This window comes from Pseudomonas sp. P20 (genome assembly GCF_016463925.1).
In the GTDB taxonomy this organism is placed as follows: domain Bacteria; phylum Pseudomonadota; class Gammaproteobacteria; order Pseudomonadales; family Pseudomonadaceae; genus Pseudomonas; species Pseudomonas aeruginosa.
Map to the genome: position 1 here is coordinate 385416 of NZ_JAEMVM010000003.1, position 16541 is coordinate 401956.

General features: G+C 64.5%; 19 protein-coding genes. 17 read left to right on the forward strand and 2 right to left on the reverse strand.

Features of this window, described 5'->3' with window-relative positions:
• From JHD77_RS06020 to trpC, 15 genes are all read left to right on the forward strand, one after another.
• The gene (locus JHD77_RS06020) at window positions 1-2109 is read left to right on the forward strand and encodes a phage tail-collar fiber domain-containing protein (RefSeq protein ID WP_023088788.1); all 2109 of its coding nucleotides are present in this window, start codon (window positions 1-3) and stop codon (window positions 2107-2109) included.
• Window positions 2110-2117: 8 nt separating this feature from the next.
• On the forward strand, window positions 2118-2558 hold the full coding sequence (locus tag JHD77_RS06025; RefSeq protein WP_003085172.1) for a tail fiber assembly protein: 441 nt from the start codon (window positions 2118-2120) through the stop codon (window positions 2556-2558).
• A 42-nt stretch (window positions 2559-2600) separates the two neighbouring features.
• Complete coding sequence (locus JHD77_RS06030) at window positions 2601-3761, forward strand: phage tail sheath subtilisin-like domain-containing protein (protein WP_003109051.1); 1161 nt, start codon at window positions 2601-2603, stop codon at window positions 3759-3761.
• 12 nt (window positions 3762-3773) lie between these two features.
• A complete protein-coding gene (locus JHD77_RS06035) occupies window positions 3774-4277 on the forward strand; it encodes a phage major tail tube protein (protein WP_003085175.1) in 504 nt (167 codons plus the stop codon).
• A gap of 14 nt (window positions 4278-4291) precedes the next feature.
• The gene (locus JHD77_RS06040; RefSeq protein WP_003085178.1) at window positions 4292-4636 is read left to right on the forward strand and encodes a phage tail assembly protein; all 345 of its coding nucleotides are present in this window, start codon (window positions 4292-4294) and stop codon (window positions 4634-4636) included.
• Window positions 4637-4805: 169 nt separating this feature from the next.
• Window positions 4806-7043 carry a hypothetical protein gene (locus JHD77_RS06045; RefSeq protein WP_003101633.1) on the forward strand — a complete coding sequence of 746 codons (2238 nt, stop codon included), beginning with the start codon at window positions 4806-4808 and terminating at the stop codon, window positions 7041-7043.
• A 9-nt stretch (window positions 7044-7052) separates the two neighbouring features.
• Entirely contained in the window at window positions 7053-7925 is an 873-nt protein-coding gene (locus JHD77_RS06050; protein ID WP_003085182.1) for a phage tail protein, read from the forward strand.
• Complete coding sequence (locus JHD77_RS06055) at window positions 7900-8106, forward strand: tail protein X (protein WP_003101635.1); 207 nt, start codon at window positions 7900-7902, stop codon at window positions 8104-8106. Before JHD77_RS06050 ends, JHD77_RS06055 begins: the two co-directional genes overlap by 26 nt.
• 57 nt (window positions 8107-8163) lie before the next feature.
• A complete protein-coding gene (locus JHD77_RS06060; protein WP_003101637.1) occupies window positions 8164-9153 on the forward strand; it encodes a phage late control D family protein in 990 nt (329 codons plus the stop codon).
• A 32-nt stretch (window positions 9154-9185) separates the two neighbouring features.
• On the forward strand, window positions 9186-9815 hold the full coding sequence (locus JHD77_RS06065) for a glycoside hydrolase family 19 protein (RefSeq protein WP_003085188.1): 630 nt from the start codon (window positions 9186-9188) through the stop codon (window positions 9813-9815).
• Complete coding sequence (locus tag JHD77_RS06070) at window positions 9812-10174, forward strand: hypothetical protein (protein ID WP_003101639.1); 363 nt, start codon at window positions 9812-9814, stop codon at window positions 10172-10174. Before JHD77_RS06065 ends, JHD77_RS06070 begins: the two co-directional genes overlap by 4 nt.
• Window positions 10171-10428, forward strand: a complete 258-nt coding sequence (locus JHD77_RS06075) for a hypothetical protein (protein WP_003118919.1) — start codon at window positions 10171-10173, stop codon at window positions 10426-10428. The genes JHD77_RS06070 and JHD77_RS06075 overlap by 4 nt, the downstream gene beginning before the upstream one ends.
• Window positions 10429-10775: 347 nt before the next feature.
• Window positions 10776-11381, forward strand: a complete 606-nt coding sequence (locus JHD77_RS06080) for an aminodeoxychorismate/anthranilate synthase component II (protein ID WP_003101640.1) — start codon at window positions 10776-10778, stop codon at window positions 11379-11381.
• A gap of 1 nt (window position 11382) precedes the next feature.
• The gene (gene trpD / locus JHD77_RS06085) at window positions 11383-12432 is read left to right on the forward strand and encodes an anthranilate phosphoribosyltransferase (RefSeq protein ID WP_003085203.1); all 1050 of its coding nucleotides are present in this window, start codon (window positions 11383-11385) and stop codon (window positions 12430-12432) included.
• Window positions 12429-13265: an indole-3-glycerol phosphate synthase TrpC gene (gene trpC / locus JHD77_RS06090; protein ID WP_003085205.1), complete on the forward strand. Its 837-nt coding sequence runs from the start codon at window positions 12429-12431 to the stop codon at window positions 13263-13265. Before trpD ends, trpC begins: the two co-directional genes overlap by 4 nt.
• Window positions 13266-13326: 61 nt before the next feature.
• On the opposite strand, the gene crp is transcribed toward trpC, so the two are convergent.
• Window positions 13327-13971 carry a cAMP-activated global transcriptional regulator CRP gene (crp, locus tag JHD77_RS06095; RefSeq protein ID WP_124166501.1) on the reverse strand — a complete coding sequence of 215 codons (645 nt, stop codon included), beginning with the start codon at window positions 13969-13971 and terminating at the stop codon, window positions 13327-13329.
• Between the two features lie 271 nt (window positions 13972-14242).
• On the opposite strand from crp, the gene JHD77_RS06100 reads away from it, so the two are divergent.
• Complete coding sequence (locus JHD77_RS06100) at window positions 14243-14665, forward strand: OsmC family protein (RefSeq protein WP_003085219.1); 423 nt, start codon at window positions 14243-14245, stop codon at window positions 14663-14665.
• A 319-nt stretch (window positions 14666-14984) separates the two neighbouring features.
• Window positions 14985-15779, forward strand: coding sequence for an adenosylmethionine decarboxylase (gene speD, locus JHD77_RS06105; RefSeq protein WP_003101641.1), 795 nt, complete (start codon window positions 14985-14987; stop codon window positions 15777-15779).
• Window positions 15780-15833: 54 nt separating this feature from the next.
• Here the strand turns inward: speD and coq7 are convergent, their stop codons facing one another.
• On the reverse strand, window positions 15834-16481 hold the full coding sequence (gene coq7, locus JHD77_RS06110) for a 2-polyprenyl-3-methyl-6-methoxy-1,4-benzoquinone monooxygenase (RefSeq protein ID WP_003085224.1): 648 nt from the start codon (window positions 16479-16481) through the stop codon (window positions 15834-15836).
• Between the last annotated feature and the right edge of the window lie 60 nt (window positions 16482-16541).

Here is a 16541-nt window from a genome sequence, read left to right on the forward strand (position 1 = left end):
ATGACGACCAATACTCCGAAATACGGTGGCCTGCTCACCGACATAGGTGCCGCTGCGCTGGCTGCGGCCAGTGCAGCAGGCAAGAAATGGCAGCCGACTCATATGCTGATCGGCGATGCCGGCGGTGCGCCGGGCGACACGCCGGATCCATTGCCTTCGGCGGCGCAGAAGAGCCTGATCAACCAACGCCATCGGACTCAGCTGAATCGGCTGTTCGTTTCCGACAAGAACGCCAATACCTTGGTTGCCGAGGTGGTGCTGCCAGTTGAGGTAGGTGGCTTCTGGATCCGCGAGATCGGCCTGCAGGATGCCGACGGCAAGTTCGTCGCGGTATCCAACTGCCCGCCCAGCTACAAGGCTGCAATGGAAAGTGGCAGTGCGCGGACCCAGACCATTCGGGTGAACATCGCGCTCTCCGGCCTGGAGAATGTCCAGCTGCTGATCGACAACGGCATCATCTACGCCACTCAGGACTGGGTGAAGGAAAAGGTCGCTGCCGATTTCAAGGGCCGCAAGATTCTGGCTGGCAATGGCCTGGTCGGTGGGGGCGATCTTTCTGTCGACCGCAGCATTGGCCTAGCGCCTTCCGGCGTGACGGCGGGCAGCTATCGCTCGGTCACGGTGAACGCCAACGGGGTGGTCACCCAGGGCAGCAATCCGAGCACCCTGGCCGGCTATGCGATCGGAGATGCCTATACCAAGGCCGATACCGACGGAAAACTGGCGCAGAAAGCGAACAAGGCCACCACCCTGGCCGGCTATGGCATCACCGATGCGCTGCGAGTCGATGGCAACGCCGTGTCATCCAGCAGGCTGGCCGCACCGCGTAGCCTGGCAGCCAGTGGCGATGCCTCCTGGTCGGTGACCTTCGACGGCAGTGCCAATGTTTCTGCGCCGCTGAGTCTTTCCGCTACCGGTGTGGCAGCGGGCAGCTATCCGAAGGTGACCGTGGATACGAAGGGAAGGGTGACTGCTGGAATGGCGCTGGCGGCGACGGACATTCCCGGGCTGGATGCTTCGAAGTTGGTCAGCGGGGTGCTGGCCGAGCAGCGTTTGCCGGTATTCGCGCGCGGGTTGGCTACTGCTGTCTCGACCACTAGCGATCCGAACACCGCGACCGTGCCGTTGATGCTGACCAATCATGCGAACGGACCTGTTGCCGGACGGTACTTCTACATCCAGTCGATGTTCTATCCGGATCAGAACGGCAATGCTTCGCAGATTGCAACGAGCTACAACGCTACATCCGAGATGTATGTACGGGTGTCCTACGCGGCCAACCCTAGCGCCCGGGACTGGCTGCCCTGGAAGCGCTGCGACATAGGTGGTTCGTTCAGCAAGGAGGCGGACGGGGCCTTGGGCGGTGCGGTCAATCTCAACTCGCTGATCACGTCGGGATGGTGGTACCAGACGGCCAATGCACAGGCCGAAAGTGGGGCGAACTACCCGGTCCCCCGGGCCGGCTTGCTTCAAGTGCATAATGCAGGCACCAATTTCATCTACCAGACATACCAGGTTTATGACGGTGAAGGGTTCTATTTTCGTTGCCGCTACACCAACACCTGGTATCCATGGCGGCGTGTATGGCATGGAGCGGACTTCAATCCGAACGACTATCTGCTGAAAAGTGGCTTTACGTGGGCCGCCCTGCCAGGAAAGCCAGCGACCTTTCCGCCTACTGGCCACAACCACGACGCCGCCCAGATCACGTCGGGCATCCTGCCTCTGGCGCGCGGCGGTCTTGGTTCGAATACGGCAGCGGGGGCGCGCAACAATATCGGGGCTGGGGTTCCCGCGACGGCGAACCGATCGCTGAATGGCTGGTGGAAGGATAACGATACAGGACTCATCGTGCAGTGGATGACAGTGAGTGTCGGCGATCATCCGGGTGGAATCGTCAACCGCTCGCTGACCTTTCCGATCGCGTTTCCCACTACCTGCCTGCACGTGGTGCCGAGCGTCAAGGAACTGGGGCGGCCGGCGACGTCGGCATCGACCGTCACCCTCGCAGATGTCAGCGTCAGCACCACGGGGTGTGTGATCGTCGCTACCGAGTATCACGGTGCGGTCCAGAACTATGCGATCAGGCTTGTGGCCATTGGCTGTTGAGGTGACCCATGATTTTTTTCCATGCCGCCACTGGCGGTTTCTATTCGAAGGATGTCCACGGCGACCGCATGCCCATCGACGCGCGGATGTATCCCCTCGAGGAAGCTGAATACCTGGCGCTGTTGGTAGCCCAGAGCGAGGGCAAGCAGATCGTCGCCGACGCCGCCGGCCGTCCGTTCTGTATCGACCCGCCGGCCCCGGCAGAAGAGGTCCTGGCCCACCGTGAGCGCATCTGGCGCGATCGCCAGTTGACGCTTACTGATGGCCCCATCGCCCGTCACCGGGATGAGCTCGACCTGGGCAAGATTACGACCCTGAACCAGGCGCAACTGCTCGAACTCACGCTGTACCGCGCCAGCCTTCGAGACTGGCCGGCATCCGCGGCGTTTCCTGATTTAGGCGCAAGACCCGAGCCGCCGCTGTGGCTCGAACCGCTCATCACCCCCTGAACCCCGCCTCGTGCGGGGTTTTTCATTAATGGAGATCTACCTATGAGTTTCTTCCACGGCGTTACGGTAACCAACGTCGATATCGGTGCGCGCACCATCGCGCTGCCGGCCAGCTCCGTCATTGGCCTCTGCGATGTGTTCACGCCGGGGGCGCAGGCAAGCGCCAAGCCCAACGTTCCGGTGCTGCTCACCAGCAAGAAGGACGCCGCCGCGGCGTTCGGCATCGGCTCGTCTATCTACCTGGCCTGCGAGGCCATCTATAACCGTGCCCAGGCCGTGATCGTGGCGGTGGGCGTGGAAGCCGCGGAGACTCCCGAGGCCCAGGCCAGCGCCGTCATAGGTGGTGTCAGCGCCGCCGGCGAGCGCACCGGACTTCAGGCTCTGCTAGACGGCAAGAGCCGCTTCAATGCTCAGCCGCGTCTACTAGTTGCGCCGGGTCATTCGGCCCAGCAAGCGGTGGCCACCGCCATGGACGGGCTGGCCGAGAAACTGCGGGCCATCGCCATTCTCGATGGTCCCAATAGCACCGACGAGGCGGCCGTCGCCTACGCCAAGAACTTCGGCAGCAAGCGCCTGTTCATGGTCGACCCGGGCGTGCAGGTTTGGGACAGCGCCACCAATGCCGCACGCAAGGCCCCGGCTTCGGCCTACGCCGCCGGCCTGTTCGCCTGGACCGACGCCGAGTACGGCTTCTGGTCCTCGCCGTCGAACAAGGAGATCAAGGGCATCACCGGCACCAGCCGTCCGGTGGAGTTCCTCGACGGTGATGAGACCTGTCGCGCCAACCTGCTCAACAACGCCAATATCGCCACGATCATTCGCGACGATGGCTATCGCCTGTGGGGCAATCGCACCTTGTCCAGCGACAGCAAGTGGGCTTTCGTCACCCGCGTTCGGACCATGGACCTGGTGATGGATGCGATCCTCGCCGGGCACAAGTGGGCGGTGGACCGCGGCATCACCAAGACCTACGTGAAGGATGTCACCGAGGGCCTGCGCGCCTTCATGCGCGATCTGAAGAACCAGGGCGCGGTGATCAACTTCGAGGTCTATGCCGACCCGGACCTGAACAGCGCCAGCCAGCTGGCCCAGGGCAAGGTGTACTGGAACATCCGCTTCACCGATGTGCCGCCTGCCGAGAACCCCAATTTCCGTGTCGAGGTGACCGATCAGTGGCTCACCGAAGTTCTGGATGTCGCCTAAGGAGCGCCCGTGATGATTCCGCAAACCCTGACCAATACCAACCTGTTCATCGACGGCGTGAGCTTCGCCGGTGACGTGCCATCCCTGACCCTGCCCAAGCTGGCTGTGAAGACCGAGCAATACCGTGCCGGCGGCATGGATGCGCCGGTATCCATCGACATGGGCCTGGAGGCGATGGAGGCCAAGTTCTCCACCAACGGTGCCCGCCGAGAAGCACTGAATTTCTTCGGCCTGGCCGACCAGAGCGCTTTCAATGGCGTGTTCCGCGGCTCCTTCAAGGGCCAGAAGGGCGCCAGCGTGCCAGTGGTGGCTACCCTGCGCGGCCTGCTCAAGGAGGTCGACCCGGGCGACTGGAAGGCCGGCGAGAAAGCCGAGTTCAAGTACGCCGTTGCGGTCAGCTACTACAAGCTGGAAGTCGATGGCCGCGAGGTCTACGAGATCGATCCGGTCAACGGTGTCCGCGCGATCAACGGTGTCGACCAGTTGGCCGGCATGCGCAACGACCTCGGCCTGTAAGAGGAGCTCCGGACATGACCCAAGAGAATCGACTGCCGGGCTGGCTGACGCTGGATGCTGACGCCGCCCTCGTTCGTCTCTCGCGTCCGGCACAGTGCAACGGGGTCAGCGTCGACACGCTGACCCTGCGTGCACCCACCGTGCGTGATATCCGCCTGGCCGGCAAGGTGGCCGGCGACGATGCCGAGGAGCGCGAACTGCAACTGTTCGCCTCGCTGGCGCAGGTCAGCCGCCAGGACCTGGAGGGGCTGAAGCTGAGCGACTACCAGCGGCTGCAAGGAGCCTACTTTCGCCTGGTGCAAGACGACACGGACGACACCTTCGCGTATGCGTCAACTGGCGAGGCGCCTGGCCATTGAGCTGGGCTTCCAGGCCAGCGAACTGGAGCGCATGACCCTGGGCGACCTGCTCTGGTGGCTCGCCGAGGGCGAGGAGTGAGCGACGGCGTCGTCCGCCAGGCGAGCGGCGCCCGCGCTACTTCAGTAGGTCCGCGGAGGCGGACATCGATAACAGACGAGACGAACCGTCATGAGTAAAGACATGGACCTGGTGGTCTCCATCGGCGGCATCGCCGACCCCTCCTTGGGCAAGGCATTCGAGACCGTCAAGGCACGGCTCGACAGTCTCCAGGAACGTTCCCGCCAGGCGTCCAGCCTGAGAGATGTGCTGGGAGACGCCATACGCCTGGAGCGAGAACTCGCCGATATGCGCAAGGTCGGGGACCGCGGCGTTGCTGAGCATGCCCGGCAGCTTGGCGAACGCCAGGAGCAACTGAAGCGACTCGGCATCGAGGCCAGGGCCGCGGGCGATGCCTACGCTCGACTGGGCGAGATGCAGCGTGGCCTGGATATGCAGGTCCGCGGCCTGCAACGGCTGGAGCAGGCCAGCCAGGCAATGCCATTGGCTAGCGCATTTTCCGGACTGGTCGTGGAAGCCAGCAAGACGGCTGCCGGTTATCAAGCGCGGTTGCGCGACCTGGCGATCCGCAACGGCCTGGACGTCGGCCGGGAGCCAGCCTTGGCATCCCTGATCCAGGACAGTGCCAGCCAGAGCGGCCTGGGACGCACGGCGACGCTGGACATGCTGGAGCACTTGAACGCCACCGGCATGGGGTTCGCCGCCGCGCAAATGAATCTGGGACTGGCGGGCCGCTTCGGCTTTGGCCAAGGGATTGCTTCAGCCGAGGCTGCGGGGCTGGTTCGAGCGTTGCAACTGGCCCAGGGTTCGGACTCGCCAGAGCAATTGTCCGCCTCCCTCGACCGCCTGGTCGTCCTGGGTAAAGGCAGAGTCGGCAGTGAGGCCCTGGCGCGTCGCCTGCCTGCCTTGTTGTCAGCGCTGGGCAATGCGGGAGAGGCCACGGCCGGCGATGTCGGTGCACTGGGGGCCTTGCTGGAGATTCAGGCAAAGAACACCACGCCAGACAAAGCGGACGTGCGGATGAAGGCCTGGCTGGAGTTCGTCGGCAGCGGCAGCTTGAAACGCGCTTATGGCCAGGACTACGACCGGGACCTGGAAGCGCTGCGCAAGGACGGAGCGAGTCTGCTGGAGGCCAACCTGGAGCTGGCTGCGCGCTATCGGGATAAGGGCGGCAAGCTCAGCGCCGGTGAGGCGTCGCCGGCGCTTGAAGCCTATCGAGCGTCGCGCGGCGAGTTCCAGGGCTTGCTCGAATCCCAGCAGTCTTCCGTAGGCTCTTCGGAGCGCGATGCGCAGCGTCGCAAGGGGATGTCCCAGGAGCTGTGGAAGGCTTCCAGCGACAGTTGGGAGAGGGCGCAGACCGCTTTGGGCAGCGCCCTGAATCCATATCTGGACAACCTGGCCAAGGGGAGCGCGGTACTCGGCGAGTCGACTGCGGAACTGCTCGAAGCCTATCCGCGGACGACGGCCGGTCTTACCGCCGCCGCAGGTGCGGTGTTATCCGGGTATCTCGCCTACAAGGGAGGGCGCGGCGCTATCGACGTGTTGCGTGGCGGTCGGCTCGGTCGGCGAGGGAGCGCTGCCGTCGGCGACCTGATCGAACGGGGTGCAGGCCGGGTATCGGGTGGTAGCGAAATACAGCGCGTGTTCGTTACCAACTGGCCGGTGCCGGGAGGCGACTCTACGCTGGAGTCCGCGAGGAGGCCAGCACAACGAAAGCGCGGTCAAACACCACGCAGGAAGAGAGGCAAGGGCGGTGGGCTGAAGGCCCGCTCCCTTCCATCCCTTGGCTTCTCGGCTGGAGGAGGCTTGGGGGCGATGGCAGGAAAGCTGCCGCGCCTGTCGCGTTTGCCCATACGCAACGCGCCGCTGCAAGTGGCCTCGTCGTTGATCGATGTTGCTGAGGTCTACTCCAGCGACCTGTCGGAGAGCGAAAAGACCATCGCCTATGGCGAGGCCGGTGGCTCCCTGGCTGGTTCCCTGGCTGGCGCCGCTCTGGGAGCGAGCATCGGCTCGGTGGTGCCGGTGGTCGGTACGCTGATCGGTGGATTGGTTGGCGGCGCTATCGGCGCCTGGGGCGGTAGCGAACTGGGGGGGCGTCTGGGACGCAGTCTGGCTGGCGATCCGCCGGCGGCCTCGGACAACAAGCCGGCGGTGCCCGTACCACAGGCCGAACCCGTCGCGGCTGTGCCCAACTGGACCTTCGCGCCGCAGATAAACCTGACGGTGCAAGGCAACGTACACGAGCCGCAGCGTCTGGCCGACGAGTTGCTGCCCTACCTGCAACGCATGCTTGTCGACTTCGCCGACGAGCGGCAGCGGCGCAGCCTCTACGATCCGGCGATGGTCTAAGGAGTCCCCATGGCATATCTGGAACAATTGCAGGCCGGCCTGAGGTACCTGGGTCGCGCCGGCGAGTCCGGACGCAAGAGTCTGGACAAGGTGGTCGCTCCGGTGAACGGCGCGATCAGCGAGATCCGCGGCGCAGCCGCGGAGCTGGAGAACCTGCCCGGCGTATCGCCGGAAATGGCTGCCCGGCTGCAGCGTGCCATGCGCGGCATCGGCCAGGCGCAGGGCAAGGTGAACCGCGTGGTCTCCACCTATGACCGGGCGAGCCGGGCGTTGCTTGGTATCGACGAACGCCTGGATGCGCTGAAGGTCCAGGTGAACAGTGCCGCGCAGGCGGTCGGCAAGGTCGCTGGCGACATCAGTCCGACGCTGGCGGGGGTGCTGCCGTCGTGGCTGCTGGCACCCTCGGCGACGCCCCCGAGCGAGGCCGCAGCGCCCTTGCCGCACCTGCTGGTACTGCAGCCGCTGACCGCCAATGCCCAACCGTTCTACTTCAACCTGAATACTGCCGCCTTCGACGCCCTGCAGCGCAACAGTGCCTACAACTGGAGCGGGCAGGTGCGCCTGGGTCGGCGGCCGGCGCTGCAGAGCGTCGGCATGGGCGAGGAGAGCATCCTGCTCAAGGGTGCGGTATTCCCGCTGCGTCGACAGGTAGGTAACCAGGAAAAGGTCGTCGGTCTGGAGCAGCTCGAAGCGCTGCGCCGGTTGGCGGAGCGGCGTGAGCCGCTGATCCTGAGCAGCGGCTACGGCGAGGTGCAGATGGGCCTCTGGTGTCTGGTGCGGATCAGCGAGAACCAGAGCGCCCTGCTGGGCAACGGCGCTCCCCGCAAACAAACCTTCGACCTGGAGTTCAAGCGCTATGGCGACGACCTGCCGAACCGCTGACGGCGACATGCTGGACAGCCTCTGCTACCACGTCTATGGCCATCTGTTGGGCTGCGTCGAGGCGACCCTCGACGCCAATCCCGGGCTGGCCGATGAGCAGCAGCCATTCCGCGCCGGCTTGCTGATCAGTTTCCCTGACATGCCGGTGGTCAATGTCGAACAGGTGCGCCTGTGGGATTGATCGACCGCTCACCCGCAACCCCGCCTTGGCGGGGTTTTTCTTTTCTGGAGAAACCAGGTGCAACCGAGTTTCCGTATCGTTGCCGACGGCACCGACGTCACCCAGCGGCTGAATGACCGCCTGCTCAAGCTGACCCTGCTGGACAAGCCGGGCATGGAGTCCGACAGCCTGACCTTGAGGCTCGACGATCGCGATGGACAGGTGGCCTTACCCAGGCGCGGTGCGGTGCTGGAGGTTCATCTCGGCTATGCCGGCGAGCCACTGATGCGCATGGGACGCTTTACCGTGGACACCTTGCAGTGGGCTGGTCCGCCGGACTGCCTGACCGTCACTGCCAAGGCCGGCGACATGCGCGGCAGTGGCAAGACGATACGCAGCGGCGGTTGGGAGGGCACTACCCTGGCTCAGGTCTGCCGCGATGTTGGCGCACGCAACGGCTGGCGCGTGGAGTGTCCGTTGCAGGTGGCGATCGCCCGGGTCGACCAGGTCAATGAGTCCGACTACCACTTCGTCACCCGTCTGGCGCGCCAGTACGACTGCACCGCCAAGCTGGCCGAGGGCATGCTCATGGTGCTGCCGCGACAGAGCGGGCAGAGCGCCACGGGGCGTCGGATCGAACCTTTGGTGTTGGGCCGTGCTGACGTCGGTAGCTTCGACGTTACCTTCGACGACCGCAGCCTGATGAGAACGGTGAAGACCCGCTACCAATTGCCCGGCAGCGGCGAGGTCAAGAGCGTCGAGTTGAAGAACCCGAAGGCACCGGCTACGGCTATGGGCGAGCATGTCGACCGGCATCTCTATGCCAGCCGTGGAGAGGCCGAGCAGGCGGCGAAGGCTCGCCTGGCGAGCTTCAGCCGCTCCAGCGCCAGTGTGCGCCTGGAACTGCCAGGGCGTGGCGACCTGTTCGCCGAGCGCAGCCTGCTGCTCCAAGGCTTCAAGGCGGGAATCGACGGCGAGTTCCTGATCGACTCGGTGGAGCACACCTACAGCTCCAGCGGATGGACCACTGTCGTGCAATGCAACGGCGGCCGAGGCGGCAAGGGGTGACGCCTGAAACCCATCGGAGTGCAGGAGGATCGATGAAACTGACCGAGCAGCAATTGCTGCGCATTTTTCCCAACGCCCGCCTCGTCGCGGGCGTTTTCGTTGCGGCGTTGCAACGGGCCATGGACGAGAGGGAGATCGACACACCGGCGCGGCGTGCCGCGTTTCTCGCCCAGGTTGGCCACGAAAGCAGCCAGTTGACCCGGCTGGTGGAGAACCTCAATTACAGCGCCCAAGGCTTGGCGGCGACCTGGCCGAGCCGCTATCTCGGCCCCGACGGGCAGCCCAACGCGTTGGCCTTGCGGCTGGCGCGCAATCCGCAGGCGATTGCCGACAACACCTACGCCACGCGCAACGGCAATGGCGACGAAGCGTCCGGCGATGGCTGGCGCTTCCGTGGGCGTGGCTTGCTACAGATCACCGGGCGTGCCAACTACCGGTTGGTCGGCGAGGCCCTCGGCGAGCCGCTGGAAGCCGAGCCCTGGCGCCTGGAGCAGCCCGTGCCGGCGGCCCGCAGCGCCGCCTGGTGGTGGGCCGGTCACGGGCTCAACGAGCTGGCCGACCGTGGTGAGTTCGCTGCCATCACCCGCCGCATCAACGGCGGCCTGAATGGCCAGGCGGAGCGCCTGGCGTTGTGGCAGCGGGCCAGGGCGGTGCTGTCATGAGCCGGCTCGCTCTGCTCCTGCCGGCCGTGTTGCTGGTCCTGCTGGCCGGCGCCTTGCTCGGCGGCGGCCTGGTTGCCCGCCACTATCGTCCGCAACTGGAGGAGGCCCTGGGCCAACTCACTGCCAGCCGCGTCGCCAGCGGCCAGCTCGAGGCTTTGCTCGATGAGCAGCAGCGCGCGCTGGCGGCGGTGCGGGCGAGCGCCGAGAGGCGCGCGAAGGACGTCGAGCAGGCACTCGGCGAGGCCAGGGCACAGGCCGCGGAGCAGTATGCCGCGGCCGTGCGTCTGCTCCAGGAACCCGACATTGGCACGGACTGCCAGGCGGCAGGTGCGGCGATCGACCGGGAGCTGGGACTATGACTCGTCTCCTGCTGGGGCTTTGTCTGCTTTTCGCGGGCTGCGCAGCCTCACCGACGACACCTCGCCCCGTGCGCGTCGAGGTTCCCCTGGCAGTGCCCTGCCGTGTACCTGACGTGCGCCCGCCGAGCTGGGCCGGCGCCACGCTGAAGGCCGGCGATTCGCTGCAGGCCAAGGTTCGCGCATTGCTCGCCGAGCGCCGCCAGCGGCAGGGCTACGAACTCGAATTGCAGGCGGCATTGCGTGCCTGCCGCTAAACCTTTCGGCCGATCCTCTCGGATCGGCCTTCCTTCCGACATCCCGCTGTTGCACCCATCCTCCCCACTGGGCTATGTTCCCCAACATGGCTCCGTGAGACCGCTATCGTGATCCACCTCAGCAGCATCATCACCTCCCTCATCAAGGCATTCGCCCGTTGGCGCTGGCGCGCCTGACTTCTTTTTCGCCGGCCTGGCCGGTCACGTCTCCCTGCGTCCCCCGTTTTCCACAGGCATAATGCCGACGATCCACTCCCCCTTCCTCCGCGAGCGCGCCGGGAACCGGGTGTGGCGAAAGCCGGGTGATGCGATTCGCATAAGAATGAAATCAAGAGGTTACAGCCAGCATGCTGCTGATGATCGATAACTACGACTCCTTCACCTACAACCTGGTGCAGTACTTCGGCGAGCTCAAGGCCGAGGTCAAGGTGGTGCGCAACGACGAACTGAGCGTGGAACAGATCGAGGCCCTGGCGCCCGAGCGCATCGTCCTTTCCCCCGGTCCCTGCACCCCCAACGAGGCCGGCGTCTCGCTGGCCGTTATCGAGCGCTTCGCCGGCAAGCTGCCATTGCTCGGTGTCTGTCTTGGCCACCAGAGCATCGGCCAGGCCTTCGGCGGCGAAGTGGTGCGGGCGCGGCAGGTGATGCACGGCAAGACCAGCCCGATCCACCACAAGGACCTCGGCGTATTCGCCGGCCTGGCCAATCCCCTGACGGTGACGCGCTACCACTCGCTGGTGGTGAAGCGAGAGAGCCTGCCGGAGTGCCTGGAGATCACCGCCTGGACCCAACATGCCGACGGATCGCTCGACGAGATCATGGGTGTACGCCACAAGACCCTGAATGTCGAGGGCGTGCAGTTCCATCCCGAGTCCATCCTCACCGAGCAGGGCCACGAGTTGCTGGCCAACTTCCTCCGCCAGCAGGGCGGCGTGCGTGGGGAGGGCAACTGAGATGGATATCAAGGGAGCCCTCAATCGCATCGTCAACCAGCTCGACCTGACCACCGAGGAAATGCAGGCGGTCATGCGCCAGATCATGACCGGGCAGTGCACCGACGCGCAGATCGGCGCCTTCCTGATGGGCATGCGGATGAAGAGCGAAACCATCGACGAGATCGTCGGCGCGGTGGCGGTGATGCGCGAACTGGCCGACGGTGTGCAGTTGCCTACGCTGAAGCATGTGGTCGACGTGGTCGGCACCGGCGGCGATGGCGCGAACATCTTCAACGTATCCTCGGCGGCGTCCTTCGTGGTCGCCGCCGCTGGCGGCAAGGTCGCCAAGCACGGTAACCGCGCGGTCTCCGGCAAGAGCGGCAGCGCCGACTTGCTGGAAGCCGCCGGCATCTACCTGGAACTGACCTCCGAACAGGTGGCGCGTTGCATCGACACCGTCGGCGTCGGGTTCATGTTCGCCCAGGTCCACCACAAGGCGATGAAGTACGCCGCCGGTCCGCGCCGCGAGCTGGGCTTGCGGACTCTGTTCAACATGCTTGGCCCACTGACCAACCCGGCGGGAGTCAGGCACCAGGTGGTCGGGGTGTTCACCCAGGAACTGTGCAAGCCGCTGGCTGAAGTGCTCAAGCGTCTCGGCAGCGAGCATGTGCTGGTGGTGCATTCGCGCGACGGGCTGGACGAGTTCAGTCTGGCCGCGGCGACCCACATTGCCGAGTTGAAGGACGGCGAGGTACGCGAGTACGAAGTGCGTCCCGAGGACTTCGGGATCAAGAGCCAGACCCTGATGGGGCTGGAGGTCGACAGTCCGCAGGCCTCGCTGGAACTGATCCGCGACGCTTTGGGGCGGCGCAAGACCGAGGCTGGGCAGAAGGCCGCCGAGCTGATCGTGATGAATGCCGGCCCGGCACTGTACGCTGCCGATCTGGCGACCAGCCTGCACGAGGGCATTCAACTGGCCCACGATGCCCTGCACACCGGGCTGGCACGGGAGAAGATGGACGAACTGGTGGCCTTCACCGCCGTTTACAGAGAGGAGAACGCACAGTGAGTGTGCCGACGGTTCTGCAGAAGATCCTCGCCCGCAAGGCCGAGGAGGTCGCCGAGCGCCGTGCGCGCGTCAACCTGGCCGAGGTCGAGCGGCTGGCGCGTAGCGCCGATGCGCCGCGCGGCTTCGCCAATGCCCTGCTGGAGCGGGCCAAGCGCAAGGAGCCGGCAGTGATCGCCGAGATCAAGAAGGCATCGCCGAGCAAGGGCGTGCTGCGCGAACACTTCGTCCCGGCGGAGATAGCCCGCAGCTACGAGGCGGGTGGCGCGGCGTGCCTGTCGGTGCTCACCGACGTGGACTTCTTCCAGGGCGCCGATGCCTATCTGAAGGAAGCGCGGGCCGCCTGTGCGCTGCCGGTGATCCGCAAGGACTTCATGATCGATCCGTACCAGATCGTCGAGGCGCGGGCGATCGGTGCCGACTGCATCCTGCTGATCGTCTCGGCGCTGGACGACGTGCTGATGGCCGAACTGGCGGCGACTGCCAAGTCGGTCGGTCTCGACGTACTGGTCGAAGTGCATGACGGCACCGAGCTGGAACGTGCACTGAAGACCCTGGACACGCCGTTGGTGGGCATCAACAACCGCAACCTGCACACCTTCGAGGTGAGCCTGGAAACCACCCTCGACCTGTTGCCGGAAATTCCCCGCGACCGCCTGGTGGTCACCGAGAGCGGTATTCTCAACCGGGCCGACGTGGAGCTGATGGAAGTCAGCGAGGTCTACGCCTTCCTGGTTGGCGAGGCGTTCATGCGGGCCGACGATCCTGGCCTCGAGCTGAAGCGCCTGTTCTTCCAGGAGCGTGGCGGCGTGGTGCTGGGCGCCGATCCTGACTGATCCGCGCTGTCGAACCCCATGAAAAAGGCCGGTTGTGACCGGCCTTTTTCATGGGTGCTGTTCAGCGGGTGCCGAAGACCACCATGGTCTTCCCTTTCACATGCACCAGGCCCTGCTCCTCCAGGCTCTTCAGCACGCGTCCGACCATTTCCCGCGAGCAGCCGACGATCCGGCCGATCTCCTGGCGGGTGATCTTGATCTGCATGCCGTCCGGGTGGGTCATGGCGTCCGGTTGCTGGCACAGGTCCAGCAAGGTGCGGGCCACGCGTCCGGTGACGTCGAGGAAGGCCAGGTCGCCCACCTTGCGGGTGGTCTTGCGCAGGCGGTCGGCCATCTGGCTGCCGAGGGTGTAGAGGATCTCCGAGTCCTGCTGCGACAGTTCGCGGAACTTCGCATAGCTGATCTCGGCGACTTCGCATTCCACCTTGGCGCGAACCCAGGCGCTGCGTTCCTGTTCGCTGCCTTCCTTTTCGAACAATCCCAGCTCGCCGAAGAAATCACCGCTGTTGAGGTAGCCGATGATCATTTCGCGGCCGTCGTCGTCCTCGATGAGGATGGTGACCGAACCCTTGATGATGAAGAACAGCGTTTCGCAGCGATCGCCGGCATAGATGATGGTGCTCTTTGCGGTGTAGCGGCGGCGGTGACAGTGTGCGAGCTGCTTGTCTAGGTGTTTGAGTTTGGGTGTGTGGGTAATAGCTACCATGCCCGAGTCCCGAAAGAATAAAGAATATGCCTGACGTACAAGGCGATGTTTTTTTGAGTTCTTATGGAGAGACCTGCCAGGGCCCGGGAGCTCAGCGGAGAACTCCCCCCAACCGGGCAGATCAGGAAGTGTGCCAGTAAACCGCGTCCAGCTTAACAGACGGACCATGAAGGTCGATGTGATTTTGCGACGCAGCTATCAGGACTGTGATCCCGTACTGTCCTTGGGCCCTGTGCTAAGCTGGCGCCCTTTGCCGGCGGGAGTCTGAACGATGAAAGCGCGTATCCAGTGGGCGGGCGAGGCGATGTTCCTCGGCGAGTCCGGTAGCGGCCACGTGGTGGTCATGGACGGTCCGCCGGACCATGGCGGACGCAACCTCGGGGTGCGCCCTATGGAGATGGTCCTGATCGGCCTCGGCGGCTGCACCAACTTCGATGTGGTCAGCATCCTGAAGAAGGCGCGCCAGCCGGTGGAGAGCTGCGAAGCCTTCCTCGAGGCCGAAAGGGCCGACGAGGAGCCCAAGGTGTTCACGAAGATCCACGTGCACTTCGTGGTCAAGGGCCGCGGTCTCAAGGAGGCCCAGGTCAAGCGCGCGGTGGAGCTGTCGGCGGAGAAATACTGCTCGGCGTCGATCATGCTCGGTCGCGGCGGGGTGGAGATCACCCACGACTACGAGATCGTCGAACTCGGCTGAGACGACATCCGGTCATCATAAAAGGGGCGCAAACTCTGGCGGAGGCTTGATTGGCTCTGCATAATGCGCCCCTTTTTTCGTGCCGCGCGATTCCGTCGGGCGGCCGTTCAGTTCGGAAGATTCTTCCGCTCTGATAGACGTTTCCCGAGCCATCCCGGTCGGGTGACCAATGGCGCCAGCCGGCGCCCGTGCAACTCAACAAACCACAATCGCCATCGCGAAGAGGTGTTAACCGTCCTACGCAGGTGCGTCGTTCGCACCTGACGGGCATGCCCCAACCCTGCGGCAGAGCCGCAAGCAACCGAGAGAGTTCCCCACGGTGAAAAGCAAACTCAAGCTCCACGGGTTCAACAACCTGACGAAGACCTTGAGCTTCAACATCTACGACATCTGCTACGCCGAGACGCCCGAAGACCTCCAGGCCTACGTGCAGTACATCGACGAAGAGTATGACGCGGAGCGTCTGACGCAGATTCTTACCGATGTTGTCGACATCATCGGCGCCAATATCCTGAACATCGCGCGTCAGGACTACGACCCCCAGGGCGCCAGCGTGACCATCCTGATCTCCGAGCAGCCGGTCACTCCGACCGACAGCCAGATCGAAGAGTCCCCGGGCCCGCTGCCGGACACCATCCTGGCGCACCTGGACAAGAGCCACATCACCGTGCATACCTACCCGGAAATCCATCCGGTGGACGGCATCGCGACCTTCCGCGTGGACATCGATGTGTCCACCTGCGGAGTGATCTCCCCGCTGAAGGCCCTGAACTACCTGATCCACCAGTTCGACTCGGACATCGTCACGGTCGACTATCGGGTCCGCGGCTTCACCCGCGACATCGAGGGGCGCAAGCATTTCATCGACCACGAGATCAACTCGATCCAGAACTATCTCTCCGACGACACGCGCGAGGCCTACCAGATGACCGACGTGAACGTGTACCAGGAGAACCTGTTCCACACCAAGATGCTGCTCAAGGACTTCGAACTGGAGAACTACCTGTTCGGCGACGCTACCCGGACGCTCTCGGCGGAACAGCGCGAGCAGGTCACGGAACGGCTCAAGCACGAAATGCTGGAGATCTTCTACGCGCGCAACATGCCGCGCTGATCGCACACGAGAAAGAAAAAGCCCGCTTCGAGCGGGCTTTTTCATGCGTGCGATTCAGATGCGGTAGGTGCTCTTGGTCATCACCTTCGCCAGCAGGCTCATGCCCAGCTTCACCGGTGCCGGGAAGCGCAGGCCGCCGGCGGCCAGGGCGTTGCTCGAATGCTGTTCCTCGTCGATACGCATCTGCTCGAGGATGGCACGGGATTTCCGATCCTCTTGGGGAATCTGCGCCAGGTGTTCGTCCAGATGCTTGCACACCTGGTCTTCGGTGGCGGCGACGAAGCCCAGGCTGACCCGGTCGCTGACCAGCCCGGCGGCGGCACCGACGCCGAAGGACAGGCCGTAGAAGATCGGATTGAGGACGCTGGGACGGCTGCCCAACTGGCGGATGCGTTGCTCGCACCAGGCCAGGTGGTCGATCTCCTCCTCGGCGGCTTCCTCCATCGCCTCGCGGACCTCGGGCAGCTTGGCGGTCAGCGACTGGCCCTGGTACAGCGCCTGGGCGCAGACCTCGCCGGTGTGGTTGATGCGCATCAGGCCGGCGATATGGCGGGTGTCTTCCTCGCTCAGTTCGCCATCGGGTTCCACGATGGCCGGCGACGGTCGCGCCGGCTGGCCGCTGAACGGCAGCAGGGTGCGCAGGGCGGAGTCGGCCTGCAGCAGGAAACGGTCGATGGGCGAATAGTGGCGGTCGGCGGACATGGCGCACCTCCGGAAACGAAAGATCGCACCAGTTTACCGGAAGTGCGCTGATAGCAGGAT